Genomic DNA, 18,246 nt, shown 5'->3' with positions numbered 1-18,246 from the left:
TTCGAACCGGACAGTACGCCCAACGATCTTTCTGACAATGACAAGCTGGCTAGTTACGATTACACGGTGCGGGCAGACGGCAAACGAACGGCTGCTACCGAGACCCGTTGGAACAACGGGACGCCATTGGTGGATACGTTCAATTGGACCTATGACGATTTAGGCCGGTTGGTCACCGAAGTCTTCGACAGCCATGACAATGTTTTAGACTTCGAAGCGAATTACACGTATGACCTCGTCGGTAACCGACTGGAGAAAACGGTCGATCAGGATCTCGACTTGGACATCGATGAGACGTACACGTATACCTACAACACGTCCGATCAATTGCTGACCGAAACGAAGGTCGTGGGCAATGTTGACGATGGTACCAACTTCGAAACGGACGATACAACAACTACATACAGCTACACCAACACGCTGCAAACCGCCAAACAGGTTATCGAGACGTATTCGACGGATGTCATCTCGAACACGACCTATGGCTTTAACTTGCAAGGTCGCATGGATGAGGTCGTCACGGATACATACGATTCTAATGGTGATGTCGTCCGCCGTGAAACGGCCACGTACGAGTATGACGACAAAGGTATCCGCGTCGAAGCCACGCAGAAGGTGGAAGTCGACCACGACACTGACCCACTTACAGCGCTGCAAGTCGAATCCGACGAGACCACGACGTATCTGAGTGATCCGATGAATCATACGGGGTATTCGCAAGTCATCGAAGAAGTGACGGTTGACAACCTGAACAGCATGTCTGAAACGGAACGGGTGATTTACACGCTCGGTCTCGATGTTCTGCAGCAAGTGAAGTACGACAGTGCGAACCCGACCGGTCTGAACAGCATCATGCTCCACGACGGTCACGGTTCGACAAGAATGCTGACAGACATGCTCGGTGCGGTGACGATCGTGAACAGCATCCCGCAGATCTTCACGTATGATGCGTATGGAGAATCACTCGGTTTTAACAAAGCAGATGCCGCCACCAGCTTCCTGTATTCCGGGGAACTGTTTGATTCACGGATTGGCCAGCAATATTTACGAGCAAGGTACTACGATTTTGCCACGGGAACGTTTAACCGACTGGACCCGTTCTTCGGCAACCTGAAAGACCCGCAGAGCCTGCACAAGTATTTGTATACACACGGCGATCCGGTGAATGGGATTGATCCGAGTGGGTTATTTGTTGATTTTGGCACATCCGCGTTTGGATACGCCGTAGAAGCAGAAATTGAGGCCGTTTATGCATTAACATTTCCACATAGAATGCCTGACACAGAGTTTGGTAAGTGGGCCAAGCTCTCTTTTACCGATACTGACAGGATTCCTGGAAGTGCCTGGTTCGCGAAACCAGATATTATTGACCATAATCGATATAAATATATGGAAATCAAACCCTGGTCGCCTACTGGCACCATTGCCGCCAAGGCGCAAATGAAAGTGCGTGCTGCACAATTCTCGAGGTTCGGATATACACCCGATCCAACGTGGCCTCCTGAACCCACGCCATTTTATACATTCTTAACCTTGGAGGTTCCCGTAATGGTGTTCAACATAGAAGGCGTTATTTTTTATTCAGACTATCTGCAAATAGCGGCGGAATTTGTGGTCGGCGTGACCCTCGCCGAAGTCGCTTCGTATCAACTTTATACAATCGCCGTATCATCAGCACCAAACATCCGAGTGGTTGCTCAGACGGGATTGGCAATCGCACGCGGATGGTCACGAGCTGCAGTTACATCGCTCAATGCCGGTATACAGTCCTCTACTTCACGAGCGACAATGACCAGTACATTGGCGGGAGGAGCAATCTAGAGTAATTGACCCGGAACGGTAACCCCGGGGGATTTTCAAGGACCTTTTTGAATAGTAATCTTTATTCAAGGTAATCAAGATAAGGAAGAAGTCATGAGTGACACAATCGATAATGGAACTGAAGAAGCAGGGTACCCTCCCACTGTGGGGATCTATACCATGTGGCACGACTCTCAGATGGTCATTCGTATCCACGAAAAGAACGGTAGTCGCCGCATAGACAACTACGAAGAGGGACAGTTGGTGGATTCACTCATGGTTGTTCCAGAAAAAGATATGTTATTAAGCATTGATTATCGTAATGGAGGAGTTCAGGATTCATTCAGTCTTAAGAAAACCGTACGCATGGCTGATGGCAAACCACCGAAAAGGAAATCAAAAGTAAAAAGTAATTCGATAATTAACTGGCACGAGACAGGCACCTGTATTATTGATGACCGGGAATGCAGGATTCTAGAATGGCGATACGATGGTCGGTTAAAACGTCGTAGACATGTCGACAAGGAGTCGAATTATTTTCGACAAGAAATCAGCTACGATGATGATGGAAGTATCATGAAGATTATCGACTGGATCATGGAAGATGAAAATCCACCAGAATACGAAGTCTTTACTGCCGAGTGGAAACCAGCAGGATACCAAGAGCCTGAGTGAGCAACATCGCGACTTGATGTGGCGATGCGCTGGGGCATGAAACGCCTTGCAGCTATGACGCCTACGGACGACAGGTCCGTTATACGCAGGTGGTCGGGGAAATTGATGACGCAATTAATCTCGAAACGGACGACACAACAACCACCTACAGCTACACCCACACGCTGCAAACCGGCAAACAGGTCAAAGCGACTTATGCCAACACGGTCTTGATCGCGTATCGTAAAGATATTCAGCCGACGTTGAAAACGAGTGATTCCAAGCGGTTATATCTCTGGAGAGTGGCAGATTTCGAACGAGATCCGTTTCACGACTTGAACTCTGCTATCAGATTCGATGCAAAAATGACCTTCCGAGCGCAACGGTATCGCGGAATCACAACACGGGGACCGACATCGATTCGAGGCTGATTCAAGCTGCGTCGCGGTAGTAATACTTGAGCAGGCCACCGAGACGTTCGCGGCATTCAACCTTACCTGCGATGCTTCCGACTTCTTCACCAGGATCAATCAACTGGTTGTCCAGTCCCTGATGGTTTCGTTCAGAATGGTAGTGAGCAACGTATTCCCGCAATGCTCTTTCGAGAGAATGCTGGCCGAAGAAGACCATCTTGTTCAGGCATTCCGATTTCAGACTTCTCATGAATCGTTCGAGATACGCATTCATGTTGGGACTTTTCGGCGGAAGTAGCACCGGTTCGATTTCAGTCTGGTTCTTCAGAAAAGATCGCAGGGGCTGGAAACAAGTATCGCGATCAAGGATCAGATGGGAGGCGTTTTCCAGGAAACCATTGTCGCCGGTGAGGTTCCTTGCGATCTGAGTTATCCATTGTTTCTTCGGGTTGGTAGTGATGCCTGCGACCTCGACTTTACGGGACATCAGCTCCATCACCACCATGACGTAGAACGTCGTTAGACCGGTCTTCGTCCAGACTTCTACCGTCGTGAAGTCGACAGCGAAGATCGCTTCCCAGTGAGCTCTCCAGAATGTTTGCCAAGACATCGAGGCAGGGAGGTCGGGGACCGGTTCAATGCCATGAGCTTTGAGCACATTCCTGACAGTCATGTCGGTTATGTGAAAACCAACATTGGACAACGCACCTTGAATTCGATCGGCTCCCCACGTGGGGTTCTCCTTCGCAAACCTTAAAATGTGTTTGACGATCTCCTGTCGAATACGAGGTCGACCAACACGTTTCTTCTTCGACGAGTAGTCCCATTTCCGGGCAATCAACTCTCGGTGCCAACGAAGGATGGTATCAGGAGTGAAGATCGCGCCGAGTTCACTTAGCAACTTCCGACCAAGCTGCTTTCCTTTGACCGCCCGGCGGCGACGCTCGTTATCGTTCAGCAGGACCCGTTTATTGCCGAGCTTATCGCGGAGGATAGTATTTTCAGTTTTGAGGTATTCAATCGCCAGTTGTTGTTCGCGATTCACCCAACTTGCCAGAGCAAAGAAAAGCAGTTGCCAAGGCTGCATCACAGATTCCATCAAATCAGTTCCAAAGTGAAGGGGAGGGTGACTTTGGAACTATAGCTATTCTCTGAGCCGTAGCACTCGCGAATGGAATATTGCCGCCAGTCTCACCACCGGAAACAATGGTTGCGATGAACGTAGCGACGAGCGTTTTTGCCAACTCGTGTGAGAACACATGCCGTCAGTGTCCACAGTCCTCTTGACTTGCAGTGTTTCAAGTTCGGTTGAGTTTTTTATGGTATGAGTTTCTGAGCACTGACTTATTGAGTAAGACTGTGCTCAGTCGCTATCTTCCAGATGAGCGACATTGGTATATAGGGCATTCAGCTCCTCTTGGTATTTATCAATGACGTGGCGGCGGCGGACTTTCTGGGTTGCTGTTAGCTCGTCTTCTGATAAGGAGAAGGGCCGGGAGAGAACCAGGAACCGCCTGACCCGTTCAGGATTGCTCACCTGGATCATCTGTTGTTCGACGACCTTCGTATACAGTTCAAGAATTTCCTTCTGATCGATGAATTCAGCTTTGCTCTGTAAACGCACTCCTTGATCTCTCAGCGTTGATTCGAGCAGATCAAATGCGGGTACTAGAATCGCTGTAATGAAATTCCGGTTGTCGCCATAGACAACTGCTTGATCAATGAGTGGAGCCATTTTGAGCAGACGTTCGATTTCCGTCGGGGCGATATTCTTACCACTGGACGTGACGATGATATCCTTTTTACGGTCAGTGATCTTAAGAAAACCTTCGTCGTCGAGCTCTCCGATATCTCCAGTATGAAACCAATCATCTACAATCACTTTCGAGGTGGCTTCGTGATTCTGCCAGTACCCTTGCATGATATGTGGTCCGCGACTGAGGATCTCTCCATCTTCGGCGATCCTAATCTCAACCCTCGGAACTGCTTGCCCGACAGTACCTGGTCTGACTTGGCCAAATCGATTGAAGGCGATCACCGGCGAGGTTTCGGTAAGTCCATATCCTTCCAACAGGGGAACTCCCAGATTGTTAAACGTCTCACAGATCTGTTTCGGCAGTGGCGCTCCTCCTGATGCCAAGTGATGTAATCGGCGACCAAATATACCTTTCAAGGCGGGAGCGCGTTTTTCTTCGGGAAGACGCTCAATACTACTCCACAACTTCTCGTAAAATCGGGGAACGGAGGTCATCCAGTGAGGTTGAATTTCCCTCAAATTGTCGACGAGTGTTTCCACGGACTCAGCTAGGGCGATGACTCCCTGCACCAACTGACTGATATAGAGGTCGACCGTCCGTGCATAGATGTGGCTATAAGGTAACCAGCTCAATATTACGTATTGGGGGTGAATCTCCGAAATTGATAGTACCGCGTTGGCATTGGTAATTAAGTTACCATGGCTGAGCATCACCCCTTTGGGGGGGCCCGTTGTCCCGCTCGTGTAAATGACAGTTGCAAGAGTCTCCCCGGTGATTGATTGTTCCCGAAAATCGATTTCGATTCGAAGTTCTTTCAATTGTGACCAACCGCGATGCTTCAAGCCATCCCAGGAAAGCACTTTAAGACGGGATTCATCGACGGAGGATGAGACGGACTCATAGGAAATCAGGAATTCCAAGTCGGGCAACTGATCGATCACGTCGAAGATTTTATCTGCCTGCTGTTGATTCGAAACGAATACGCCGCGTGACCCGCTGTGCTCCAGTTGGTAAGCCGCCTGCTCCGGGGCCAGCGGTGCATGCATTGCAACGTCAGCAGCTCCCGTGGAAAGAATCGCCAGATCAGTGAGAATCCATTCTTGCCTGTTCTCGGAAAAGATCGCAACGCGGTCTCCCGGCTGGATCCCCAACTGGATGAGGCCGGAGGCAGCCTGGTCCGCCTGCGAGCGGACCTCGTTCCATGTGAGGTCGGTGTACCGACCGAAACGCCTGAAACGGATCGCCGTTCGTGGTCCAGCTTCTGCGCATGTCGCGCGATTCATCGACACCAGATTGGAATAGGTAGTCATATAGAGCACTCCCCGGCGCGGTCCTCATCCCAGAAATGATTTAAACCATGCAAGATTCAAAAATAGTGGCAATTCCCTGTCCCTGACCTATACACATAGTGGCGATGCCATATCTGACATTTTCATCACGCATGCGGTGTAGCAGGGTCGTGGCAATGCGGGCACCGCTGGCTCCGAGTGGATGCCCGAGCGCAATCGCGCCTCCACGAAGATTGACGGTGTCGACGCCGATTCCGAGACTCTTGAGAACCGACAGTGCCTGTACCGCGAATGCCTCATTCAGCTCGATGGCGCCGATCTGGTCAATCGTCAGACCGGCTCGCTCTAGCGCTTTATTGACAGCAGGAACCGGACCAATCCCCATTTCACACGGGTCGACTCCGACGACGGCATTGGCAATGACTTTGGCCATCGGCTTGTAGCCCAGTTCCGTGGCCCTGTATTCGGACATCATTAACATGGCGACCGCCCCCACACTTAGCTGGGAGGAATTCCCAGCAGTAACAGATCCTCCCGCGGGGTTGAAAATCGGTTTCAACGAAGCAAGTCCTTCAATATTGCAGTCGTATCGGATCCCCTGGTCCTGCTTGATCAAGATCTTGTGCCCCTCATCATTTCGGCCCCAAGTGGGTACGATTTCGGACTCGTAGTGTCCGCCCTTAGTCGCTTCGGCGGCGAGTTGATGACTACGGGCAGAGAACTCATCCTGTTCCACACGGCCGACCTGATATTTCATCGAGAGGTATTCTGCCGTGACGCCCATGTTCATCATCGCTTCACTGTATTTGTACAAGAGAGAAGGGGCTACGCTGTACCCCTTATCCATCGGTACGTGATGCATGTGCTCGACGCCACCCACAATCTGAATATCATCGTTGGCGGCGGCAATATACATCGCAGCGTCGTTGAGTGCAGTAAGGCTTGATCCACAATTCCGGTTGACGGTGACGCCAGCCACTTCGATCGGTAACCCCGCTATAAGAGACGCGATACGTCCAACATCGTACCCCTGTTCACCTTGTTGCTGTACGCAACCCCATTTGACATCTTCGACGAGATGAGGATCGATTCCTGAGCGTTCAACGAGCGACTTGATTGCGTGGGCCGAGAGATCCTCAGCACGAACGTCCCTGAAGTTTCCTTTATCGGGAGAGGCTTTGGCGACAGGGGTTCTAACGGCATCTATGACGACCGCTTGTTTCATGTTGTTCTCCACATATCATTTCGACAATCCGAGACTTCGTCAGAAGTACACGTGATTCTGAGATTCGAGATAAGAATGAGATAAGACAAACACTGATCTGCAGGAAAAATCTGGGAATCAGAGCGACAACAACACTAATTCTCCTTCAACATCGCAACGATATCTTTCGGAACCGGATAGAACTTACCGTCCTCTTTCGCCATCTGGCGCAGCGAGTCCAGAGCTTCAAATCGCTTTCCGAGAGGGGCCAGTTTGTCGGCGCGGTCGACGATGTTCGCAGCCCCTTCATTGTCACACCACCGCAGTAAACCTCCACGGAAGGGGGGAAATCCGGTCCCAAGGATCATTCCCATATCGACGTGAGCCGGACTGGCAACAATCCCTTCATCCAACAACCGCACCGCTTCGAGTAGCATAGACAGGAAGAGGCGGTCTTGAATTTGTTCATCGGAGAGTTCCTTTTCGTCAAGTTTGCAACTCTCAAAAATAGGATCAAACTCTGGATCGGGAGCCGGTTTTGCCTTGGGCCCCGTGAACTGCCGGAAGCCGGCCCCACTCTTCTTGCCGAGTCGCCCCGCTTTGACGAGTTCATTGACGATATTGACTTTCACCGTTCGGTCGCTGTACGCGGCGTCCATAACCTTACCCGCTCCTAACATGGTATCGATGCCGACCATGTCACTCAGAGCAATCGGCCCCATCGGCATGCCGAATCTTTCGGCCACTTTGTCGATACGATCCATCGATATCCCTTCAAGTAGAAGGAGCATGGCTTCGTTCATGTAAGGAAGCAGAATGCGGTTGACCAAGAAACCGGCGCAGTCATTACAGACGATGGGAATCTTGCGAATCTTTTTCGCCAGACTGACAATCGTGGCGACCGTTTCGTCGTCAGTCTTCTTACCCCGAATAACTTCTACAAGTTGCATACGGTCAACGGGCAGAAAAAAGTGCATTCCTACGAACCTCTCGGGATTCGGAGCTGCCTCCGCCATTCGAGTGATCGAGATCGTTGAAGTATTCGAAGCCAGGATGGCGTCGTCACGCATGACTTTGGCGAGCTCTCGATAGACCTTCGTCTTCAATTCCTCCTTCTCTGGAACCGCTTCAATGACGACATCACAATTCTGAAATGCGGTCGTGGACGTAGACGTGTTCAGCGTAGCAAGTAGATCTTGCATGTCTTCGTGCGACGCCCGCTTGATCTTGATTCGTTTGCCGATCACATCGCTGGCCCGTTTTAATCCGGCGGCGACCGCTTCCTCGTTGACATCAACCATAACGGTAGGAAAACCCGAGCGTGCATGGGCTGTAGCAATACCTGCTCCCATCAAGCCCGCACCAAGCACGCCCACCGTCTTAATCTCTCGCGGTTCAACATTCGGATTGGAGACTCCTTTGTCGCGGGAAACAGCATTGTTCGCAAAAAAGACGGATATCATGTTCGCCGAAGTCTCTGTACCAGCAACTTCCATCGAGTGCTCGATCTCGACCTGCAGGCCTTGCTCGAGAGGCAGATTGAGCCCTTTCTTCATTGCACTCAAGGCAATGAGCGGGGCCGGATATTGGCCTTTGGTTTTCCCTTTGATATAACCTTCCGAGACTGCGAAATTGAAATTCAACTGATCTTCGCTGAGACCCATTGGCTGTTGGAACTTGACTCGGCTCGTTTTCCACTCACCCGTTTCCTGGGTATAGTCAATCAAGCGGCAACCGGCGTCGATCAGGCCTTCGTCCGGTACCGCATCGAAAACAAGACCAATTTCGGCTCCTTTTTTCGCATCAACCGGGTCGCCGGAGCAAATCATATCGATGGCGTGGTGGATGCCGACTACGCGCGGCATACGCTGAGTCCCCCCCCAACCTGGGATGATGCCGACCTTAACTTCGGGCAGGGCGATTTTCGTCGACCGATGCAAGCCGGCGATACGGTAATCCATCGACAGAATAAGTTCTGTTCCACCTCCCATACAATTGCCAGACACTAGCGCGATGGTCGGGAAGGGGAGTTCACTGAATTTATTAAACAAGTCGTGTCCGACTTGCATTCCAGTCCGGCGGGCGGCTTCGGAGGCGTAAGCGAGCGCTCCCAACTCCTTGAGGTCGGCCCCCGCGATGAACTGCCCCTCTTTGCCGCTCTTAAACAGCAACCCACGCAAATCATCTCGCTCCTTCAGTGAATCGACGAGATCCGAAAGTTCCTTCATCACACTTTGAGAGAAAGTATTGACCGACCGACCAGCCATGTCAAAGACGATCAAACCAATATCTCTATCGAGTACCTCGAATTTGAACGCTTTTTCCATTGGAATTTATACTCCCGTCGAGCAATTCGGTTATGACATCTCACGATATCCGCCACGCAGGGCGACGACTTCAACACTTTTCCATTACGATACTCATCACACATCCCTGCACAATACACACTTCTGTAGGATTAGTCATTTTCATAGTTCATGAGAATGGGATTAGTGTCGATATCGGCGATCGGTGAATACTTTCCTTCCGCAATAGCCGCCCCGAGCTTGGTGACAGTTCTCAATTCTTCATTCGAGACGCGGGCTCCCGTCAGCTCCCGTCTGAGATCCTGTCCCAGCACGATGGCGGCTTCAACGACAAGCTCATCTTTCTGTTTCGCCGCCCACATACAAGTCGCGAACATCACAATCAGCTTCTGTATCCGGCTCGAGACTTCCGACATCGCACACTGACGATTGGGTAAACTCAATTTATGTTTCATCATCATGTTGCTGCATTCGAGACGTGAACGCTGCAATCCTTTCGCAGCGAACCTAGTCAGTTCAGCCAACCGCGGAGGCATCGCGGGCAAATCCGCCTGCTTAAAAGCTCCCGGTAGACTCTGGCGTGTCTTCCAAGCCAGATAAGGACCCGCCACCGGTGCGAGTTTAAACGCGTGCATCGGATTCAGTGGATTCGGGGACTTGATCTTGTTCTCGTAGAGTACTTTCCCGATCGGCTCGAAGAATTGTTTTCCGTGTTCCTTGATCAATGACTTTAGAAAGGCGAGCCCCAACACTTCACCTTCTCCCTCATAAATACAGGGAGCGAGGAATTCATGGACGTTATCGCCAAACAGGTGCCCGTGCAGGAAAGAACGGCCTCCGTGAGTTTTCATATAGTATTCTATTGCTGCTTCCTTCTGGGCTTCGCTACCGAAGATTTTGGCAACAATACATTCCATTTCTCCACGAAATCCCTGGTCGAGTAGCCACCCGCCCCATTCCGTCAGTGCATCGCAGCCGGCGATCAGCCCAGCCATGCGTCCGAGCCGTCGCTGGACGAGTTCGCGAGTTTCAATCGCCGCGCCATAAGTCACGCGATGCTGAGCCCACGGCAGCATGTCTGCGAGCATCAACCGAATGCTGCCAGCCGCTCCTGCGCACAAGGCGATTCGTCCCCGATTCAACCCGTGGTAGGCGATAGTCAAGCCATCCCCTTTGGGTGCGACAAGTAAGTTCTCCTCAGGGACGCGAAAATTCTTGAATATTATTCCCTGATTATAAGTATGCTTCAGAGCCCACAACCCATACGGCTTGATCTGAAAATGTTCGTTCTCTTCCGGAGGCAGTTCCACGATCAATACTGCCGGTTTGTTTTCGATCAAACAGACCAGCCCGATCGTTCTTCCCGGAACCACATTCGTAATAAACAGCTTTTCTCCATTGACGACGTATTCGTCTCCATCCAGTTTCGCGGTGGTGCGAAGGGCAGTCAGGTCCGAACCGGCACAGGGTTCGGTTAACGCGAACGCAGAGAGACGTTCCCCACTGGCGAGAACCGGTAGGAGCTTCTGCTTCTGCTTCGGTGTCCCAAACCCGCGAAGCGGATCGACTGCGCCAATACAACCATGAACGGACGCCATCCCAGCAACCGTTGCATCAACAGTCGCCATGCGGGTCAGAAAAATAGAGAACGCGGAGAAGGGGACAAAGCTGCCACCGTATTCCTTGTCGACTAGCAGTCCCCAGTATCCCTTTTCGGCCAGTTGATGAAGTGTTTCTTCGGAAATTTTGTGGTTTTCGTCAAGCAGACGTCCTTCACGCTTCAATTCCTTCACAACGGTGATGCAATCCTCCATCACCTGTTGAGCATCGGCGTCCGCCGTGGCCACTTGGGAATTAAACAGTTCGGTTGGAAAACGATCACCCCACACAGCAAGATGAACCGGGCTCCCCGAGGTCTGGTACTTCTTGTTGAACAAATTTTCCATCTGTTCATCGGCCCGGTCCAGAGCGCCGGTTTTGCGGGCCTCGTCTTCGCTACTGCCCCCCAGCTTCAAAGCAGTTTCGACGAATGTTTCTTTTTCTTCGGAGGTTTCTGGCGACATCAGTTCCCACCTTTTATTGGTATATCACTATCGGCACTTCGTACAGTTTCAGAAGCGGATAACGTGCTATACAATTTAATTTACTGACCTTCACCTACCCAGTTAGTGATGCCAGTAGCCTGACCCATTGTTCCATTCACTATAAACAGTCCAATAGGAAGAATCGATCCCGTAATTCTCCTATCTGGACGAAGTTCACTTTTTTCTTATAAACACCCGAATTCACCTTGCTGTAATGCTGGCAATCATTCTCAGGCATTTCTTCGTTTGGCGATGTCATAGCCGTATCGTATTACAAGCGGTCCTGAAACCCTCTGATGGGTGAAAAACCGACCTTGTTTTAAAGGCTCTAAGAAAACCACAACTGGGTTTCAGGATGGGTTCTAATATTCAGCCAACATAGGAGACGCTTAATCTTATGCAGTTATGTTTCTGGAAAGGTGTGATTTTCGATCAGACTTCGTCACGAAAAAGCTGCGGTCCACTCACACTTCCAACCGGAAACAGAGTTTGCTGCGGAGTGGTAGCGTGAACTGGTGCAGGCGGTGTGATTCTGACACCGAGTACTCTATAGCGCGTAGCGGAAATAATACTTAAGCAGCCCAATTAGACATTCTCGACCTTCGATTTCTCCAGCAACTCTGCCGATCTCATTACCAGATCCAATCAACTAATCGTCGAGTCCTTGGTTATTTAGCTCGATTTGATAGTGAGTCATATTTTACCTCAAGACTCATTCGATTCAGTGTCGACCGAAGAAGATCATCTTGCTCAGGCACTCAGTTTTACACCTCTCCTGAATCGTTCGAGATACGCATTCATTCTGGGACTTTTCGGAGAAAACAACACTGGTTCGATATCAGTCTGTTCCCTAATAAACGATCGCAGTGGTTAGAAGCAAGAGTCGCGATCCTAGATAAGGTGTGAATCATGCTCCAGAAAACCATCGTCGTCGGTCAAATTGCGTGCGACTTGATTCTCCCACTGAGAATTGGGGTTCGTCGTGACACCCGCGATCTCAACGCGTCGCGAGTTCAACTCCATCACCATCATGATGTAATAGTCGTCAAGCCGGTCTCCGACCAGACTTCCAGCGTCGTGGGATCAACGGCAAAGAGGTTTCCCAATGAGTATTAAGGAACGCCCGCCAGGACTTCCAGTCTGGGCGGCCGGGAACGGGTTCGACGCCATTCAACTTCACAACATTTCTGACTGTGGTGATAGTGATATAATGTCCAACGTTGGACAAGACACCTTGAATTCAATCAAATCCCGTTGTCACCTCGACTGCAAATCGCACAGTCTGTGAGACAGCGTAAATTACTATATTCTAAGCACGTCTGAGTTTATTATAAGATACGGTTGCTGAACTCCGATCGTTTAGAATCATCTTTTTATCGTAGTTTAGGACTTCCCCACTTGATGACTTTCAAGAACCATTCTCTCTCTTCTTCCAAGTAAATTTGGCAGATTAGGTAGCGGCCATCCCGGCTGAATGCGATCTTTTCGGGTATACCCTGTGAATTGTCGATCTCAAGTAGTGGAGTCATAGAACTATTCTCAATATTCCAAATGATGATCTTTCCGTCATCGCTGCAAGTAAGCAGTCGGGTATCATTCTTATTAAAAATGCAGGAATTAACGGAGCCTCTATGCCCTGAGAGTAACCCTTTTTTGGAAAGCGTGTCAGCTTCCCAGAGAATCGCCTGCCTATCTTTGCTAACCGTGGCGAGTAAAGAATCGTTCGACGTGAGTTGTATGTCACAGACCGTATTAGTATGGACGGGTGTTGTTTTTTGCTTGGTATGTGTGAGAGTATTCCATACTTCAACTGAATTGTTATTTCCACCTGAATAGAGAAGTGTTCCGTCGCTAGAGAACCTAGCTGGACTGCATGCGACCGATGAATATTGGTCCAGTTGGTTTCCGGTCTTCGTCTCATAAACAAATAGTTTGTTTGGTTCTTCATTGGACTTGTTAACAAAGGCAAGCAGGGTGCCATCAGGCGACAACTCAAGCCTCTCCGCCTCCGCATGTTTACTCACTGTCCATTTATTAATCAATTTCATACGGTGCATATCGAAGAGATAAATCTCTCCATAATAACTACTGATCGCCAGGAGTGAGGCATCCTCAGACAAAGCCAGGCGATGAGAGGGTGCGTCGAGAGTGAGAAGGGTCGAAATTATTTCTCCTTTCGGCAATTGCCGCAATAGAACCTTTTCTCCTTCAGCGGTAATTAGCTGGTCGCCGTCGTTTGTCTGTAAGCAAGTGAAATCATGAAATGAGTGTCCATCTACTGTATCTCTGATAATATGCTCAAGTAAACGTGCTTCGTAATTCCATTCCATGACTACCCCGTCGTGGCCCACTGAATAGAATGTCTTTTTAGACGGACTGAATGCTAGATTGTAAATACGACCGGAGTGGGCAGACCAAGAGACTGAGGAGATAAGGCTACTCTCAGTTCTGTTATCCGAACTTAATATCCATGCGTGAATCATTCCAGCACTATCGGCTGCGATCAACGCATTTCCATCGGGCATTAACATCGCATCTCTCATCTCGTCCAGTTGATTGAATTCCTTGACTACGGTACCGCTCCCCGTGTCGCGGATATGAACGATTCCACCAAGTGAGGTAGTTATCAGATTCTTTCCATTCTGAGAGAAAGAAATCGAGCTCAGTCGGTCACCCTCTGTCTTTAAGGAGTAAACTGGCTTAAGGGTGTCGAGATCCCATAAGATTAGTTGATTATCGTATCCAATTGTAGCCAGTTGATTTTGAGTAGCAGAGTAAGCGATATCGGCAACTCGTAGAGAGTGTTCATGCAAGTCATCGACTTTTTCACCCGTATCTGCATTCCACAAACAAACGATCGCTTCAGCTCCATTGGTGATGAGCATCTGATCTTGCTTCGCGAAAAAGACATTAAATACCAGTCCCTCACATGCAGTAAACTTCAGTTTGCGTTTTGACTTATTAAGATTCCAATCGATCTTCCAGACGCAAACGGTTCCATCATCCCCGGTGGACGCAAGCAAATCGCCTCTGGAGGAGAACGAGAGACCATTGACCTCTATCTGTCCGGAATCAATTTCCAAAAGTAGCACATGATTGTGTGCGTCATAAAGCCGAATGATCGCATCACGCCCCGCTAAAGCGTATACCGATCTATCAGCATTCGACTCAATTACATAAACGGGGTCATCCAGAACATGAATAGGTGTCGATTTAATACCAATCTGGTTGCGAAGAAAGTACCACTCGTCTCCTCGGAAATCATATTTTCCGTCAACTGGTTGCAACTCACGGAGAATCGAGTCCAATTGCCGTCCATCCCCAGCTTTCCATGCAAGTCCAGCTTCTTTGATTCTGGAGTTGTAAAGCACCCGTTCCGTCTTGAACTGGCTGCGTTCTGCCTGGTCCAGAAGAATAGTTTGCTGATGGCTGTTGGTGACCAATAGAAAAATAATAAAAATCGTCGCAATCAACGATACAGCGATTGTTCCCAATAAGGAAAGAGCGACGGCTGAATGTCGACTCAGTAGCCTGGATGACTTCTCCCACCAATTGAATCGCCGGGCGGAGATTGGTTCCTGATTAAGATAACTTCGAAGGTCAGCAGCAAAGTCAGAGGCTCGCTGATAACGTTGACTTCTTTCTTTGTTTGTTGCTTTGAGAATGATCGTTTCCAGATCAATCGGAACAACTGGGTTGATTCGTCTTGGTGGGGGTGGATTGTTTTGCCGTATGCTAATAACAAGTTGATTTAAGGCATTTTCTTCGAATAAAGGTCTTAGCGTCATGAGTTCAAATAATGTTGATCCGAGTGAGTAAATATCTGTTCGATGGTCGACGAAAGACTTCTCTCCGGAAACTTGTTCAGGACTCATATAACGGGGAGTTCCCACGAGCAAATTGGTCGCCGTAATGGTGATGGAGGCATCAGTCTTGGCGACGCCGAAATCCCCAATCCAGAGCTTGTGAGAAGTGTCCATTAAGAGGTTGGAGGGTTTAATATCTCGATGAATGATGCCCCTTTCGTGAGCGTATTCAATGGCATCAACCACGTCGACAAACAGGCTGACTAATTTGTCAATTCCACTGCGACTAGAAACATCGTAATCATTTGCAAGTATTCCGGACTCGTCACTAAAACCATCTTCATCCTGCGAGATCTCATTCAGTCTGGAAATGACTTGTTTTACATCATTGGTTTCGGCTTCGCCCTCCCTGCTATTGCTTTGAGCCATCGAAACTGTCGTTGAAGCTGGTAATGATTTTTGGAGGGATGATTTCGCTCGGAGTTGGTCGATGAATGTCGAAAGGTTGCAGCCATCAATATATTGCATAACCAGGAAATGGACGTCATTCTCACACCCAAAGCTATAAACAGGCACGATATTCTGATGCTCTAGACGACCATCCGCCAACGCCTCATTCCGAAATCGCTGAATCTGGATATCGGAAGCCGCTGCAAACGAGGATAGAAACTTGACAGCCACTTTTCGCTGGAGAGAGAGATGCTCTGCTTCGTAGATGACGCCCATACCACCTCGAGCAATTACGCGAATCAGTCTGTAACCATTTAGACGGACAGGCTTGGCCCACGAGCACGGCGAAGCAGGTTCAGGTGCATGCTCAGATGAGGGAACCTGATTTTTTAACCTGAATATTAACTCTTCGCATTCAGGCTCGGTGGTAATGGGGGCGAAACAGGCGAGTTCACGAATGTCCTTGAAGAGTTCTTCCTGTCCAGACTTTTCCATGACCGCTTCATAAGCCGTGAAACAATCAGTGCAGGAAGAAATATGATCCAGAAGCTGATTGTATTCCTGATCGGTCAGTTTCCCGCCCAGGAGTTTTTGTATCCGAGCTGTTGTGGGGCACGGCATGGTGAGTACCCTCTAATCCAGCATGTTGTAACGTGACAGGTGCCTAAGTAACTTCCAATTATAGAACGTTATGCCGTATCGTCGGTAGAAACCGACTTGTTTGTTATTTTCATATGGAATTGAGCCAGAATGCGATGTTTAGCGAGGCGAACAGCAGCGTCACTCATGCCGAGTCTTTGACCGATCTCTTCAGAAGTCTCTACTTCCGAGAGCATGGACTCGAATGCCTGCCAGCTCTTTTCAGAAACAGTCTCGCGGACCTGTGCAATGATTTCGCGAATCCCCGCAAGTCGTTTATTCAGGAAAACCGAATTCGATTCTTTGCGGGGGTGCACCCTGGTCTCTAATTCGTCTAATTCTCTCAAGTTCACTTCGAGATGCTGCTTGCGGCACAGGTCGACGATCTTGTTTCGAGTGATCACCTTGATCCATTTACGAAACGACCCGCGATTTCGCGGCTGGAAATCGCTCAAGCTTCGATAAACCTGCAGGAGAACATCTTGGGTGATGTCCGATGCATCATCCGGCTGCAGTCCTGTTTTCCTCGCCGTTTGGTATACGAGCGGCGCGTACGTCTCAACGAGCATCGACCAAGAATGATCGTACTCAGCTTGCGCGCCACGAATCAACTGGCTGTCAGTCGAGCCTGTCGAAAATGATCCGAACAGTTCCATGAGAGGGGAGTCGTGATTGGAGATGAGAGTTCTAGATTATAATTCTAATAGGATCACTATACCCTAATTCGCGTTTTATCCTTAACAGTTTCTTGGGTCAGATCTGAAATATGCCTAAATGGCTCCAAGGTAACGTAGAACCCAGCCAAAACCTAAGTCTTTTTGCAATAACCACTTGTGGCACTAATCTATGTTCGAGTCATTTTATTGTAAAAAAACGTATCGTTAAATAATTCAGCCGTCGTCGGAGATGATTAAATACGCGTGACTACATCGCTGATGAGAGAGGGTTTTGATCGAATAAGATCATCATTCCCAATCACTCGGATATCAGACTTTTCATCCAAATATCGAGATAAGTATTTATGCTGGGGCTTCTGGCAGAAAGAAGCCCCGGTTCAATCTCAATCTGGTCCTAAAGATAATCGGAGTAGCCGAAGGCACGTATCACGATCAATAATCAGAGGGGAAACACGTCTTTCAGAGAACCATCCCTTCCAGTGAACTTACTAGAGGCAGCCAGTTAACATTTGGGTTCGTCGTTACTCCCGTAATCTCAACTCTACACAATTTCAACTCCCTCATCACCAAAATGGAAAACGTGATTAAAACGGTTATCGTCCGGACTTCCACTATAGTAGAATCAACGGCGAAGATGATTTCCCAAGGATCTTTGAGAACGCATTCCAAGACACCGAATCCGTCGGCCCTCCTGTCTCCGACAACCTCTTCCTCAGCCGGGAAGAAGAATCAGACGAAGTGCTAATTTAGGGAGTGTTACCTAGAATGTTACCTAAACGAGGATTAAACACGCTACATAGGTCGATAACCGTTTATCGAAAACGTGACCCGCACAGCATTTGTGTAATAGGAGCACACTTAAGCAATACCGATTAACATCTCAACACGGATCCAAAATCCAGTGAGGGTAAACCCCGTGTGGGTTCAAGTCCCAACTTCGGTACTAAGTGAGTAAAGGACTTACGATAATTCATCGACGTTCCGGCAATCACAGTTTGGGCGAGAAAATCTGCTTTCGTTCATACTTTCTGGCGTCATCGGACAGACTCACGTCTCTGGGTTCTAATCCTGTCATCCCTACTTAAGTGGTACAGATTCCAACAAATTTACTCAATAACGAGACACGTGAGGACCAGCAAACTCACACATAAGAGTTCAGGAGTTAAA

General features: G+C 49.1%; 11 protein-coding genes. 4 read left to right on the top strand and 7 right to left on the bottom strand.

Translation table 11 applies throughout. The features are described 5' to 3' along the window. The first annotated feature begins 129 nt into the window (after positions 1–129). The 3 genes from Pla110_RS08760 to Pla110_RS08750 all read left to right on the top strand — a co-directional run bounded on the left by Pla110_RS08760 (position 130) and on the right by Pla110_RS08750 (position 2,885). Positions 130–1,821 carry an RHS repeat-associated core domain-containing protein gene (locus tag Pla110_RS08760; RefSeq protein ID WP_231742956.1) on the top strand — a complete coding sequence of 564 codons (1,692 nt, stop codon included), beginning with the start codon at positions 130–132 and terminating at the stop codon, positions 1,819–1,821. 93 nt (positions 1,822–1,914) lie between these two features. Continuing rightward, positions 1,915–2,475, top strand: coding sequence for a hypothetical protein (locus Pla110_RS08755; protein ID WP_144995216.1), 561 nt, complete (start codon positions 1,915–1,917; stop codon positions 2,473–2,475). Positions 2,476–2,564: 89 nt separating this feature from the next. Continuing rightward, the gene (locus tag Pla110_RS08750; protein ID WP_144995214.1) at positions 2,565–2,885 is read left to right on the top strand and encodes a hypothetical protein; all 321 of its coding nucleotides are present in this window, start codon (positions 2,565–2,567) and stop codon (positions 2,883–2,885) included. A 1-nt stretch (position 2,886) separates the two neighbouring features. On the opposite strand, the gene Pla110_RS08745 is transcribed toward Pla110_RS08750, so the two are convergent. The 5 genes from Pla110_RS08745 to Pla110_RS08725 all read right to left on the bottom strand — a co-directional run bounded on the left by Pla110_RS08745 (position 2,887) and on the right by Pla110_RS08725 (position 11,486). After that, positions 2,887–3,954, bottom strand: a complete 1,068-nt coding sequence (locus Pla110_RS08745) for an integrase core domain-containing protein (RefSeq protein WP_144995212.1) — start codon at positions 3,952–3,954, stop codon at positions 2,887–2,889. Positions 3,955–4,230: 276 nt separating this feature from the next. Further along, a complete protein-coding gene (locus Pla110_RS08740; protein WP_144995210.1) occupies positions 4,231–5,934 on the bottom strand; it encodes an AMP-dependent synthetase/ligase in 1,704 nt (567 codons plus the stop codon). A gap of 40 nt (positions 5,935–5,974) precedes the next feature. Then, positions 5,975–7,138: an acetyl-CoA C-acyltransferase gene (locus Pla110_RS08735; RefSeq protein ID WP_144995208.1), complete on the bottom strand. Its 1,164-nt coding sequence runs from the start codon at positions 7,136–7,138 to the stop codon at positions 5,975–5,977. A 134-nt stretch (positions 7,139–7,272) separates the two neighbouring features. Further along, a complete protein-coding gene (locus tag Pla110_RS08730; RefSeq protein WP_144995206.1) occupies positions 7,273–9,444 on the bottom strand; it encodes a 3-hydroxyacyl-CoA dehydrogenase NAD-binding domain-containing protein in 2,172 nt (723 codons plus the stop codon). A gap of 131 nt (positions 9,445–9,575) precedes the next feature. After that, entirely contained in the window at positions 9,576–11,486 is a 1,911-nt protein-coding gene (locus Pla110_RS08725) for an acyl-CoA dehydrogenase family protein (protein WP_144995204.1), read from the bottom strand. A 930-nt stretch (positions 11,487–12,416) separates the two neighbouring features. Between Pla110_RS08725 and Pla110_RS08720 the strand changes: the two genes are divergently transcribed. Then, positions 12,417–12,623, top strand: coding sequence for a hypothetical protein (locus tag Pla110_RS08720; RefSeq protein ID WP_144995202.1), 207 nt, complete (start codon positions 12,417–12,419; stop codon positions 12,621–12,623). A gap of 257 nt (positions 12,624–12,880) precedes the next feature. Here the strand turns inward: Pla110_RS08720 and Pla110_RS08715 are convergent, their stop codons facing one another. Continuing rightward, positions 12,881–16,384 (bottom strand): serine/threonine-protein kinase, encoded by a 3,504-nt coding sequence (locus tag Pla110_RS08715; protein ID WP_144995200.1) that lies wholly within the window; start codon positions 16,382–16,384, stop codon positions 12,881–12,883. 68 nt (positions 16,385–16,452) lie between these two features. After that, entirely contained in the window at positions 16,453–17,058 is a 606-nt protein-coding gene (locus Pla110_RS08710) for an RNA polymerase sigma factor (protein ID WP_144995198.1), read from the bottom strand. Between the last annotated feature and the right edge of the window lie 1,188 nt (positions 17,059–18,246).

It is taken from the genome of Polystyrenella longa (assembly GCF_007750395.1).
GTDB lineage: Bacteria > Planctomycetota > Planctomycetia > Planctomycetales > Planctomycetaceae > Polystyrenella > Polystyrenella longa.
Note: the sequence above shows the minus strand (reverse complement) of the source record. Positions and strands in the feature narration are given on the sequence as shown.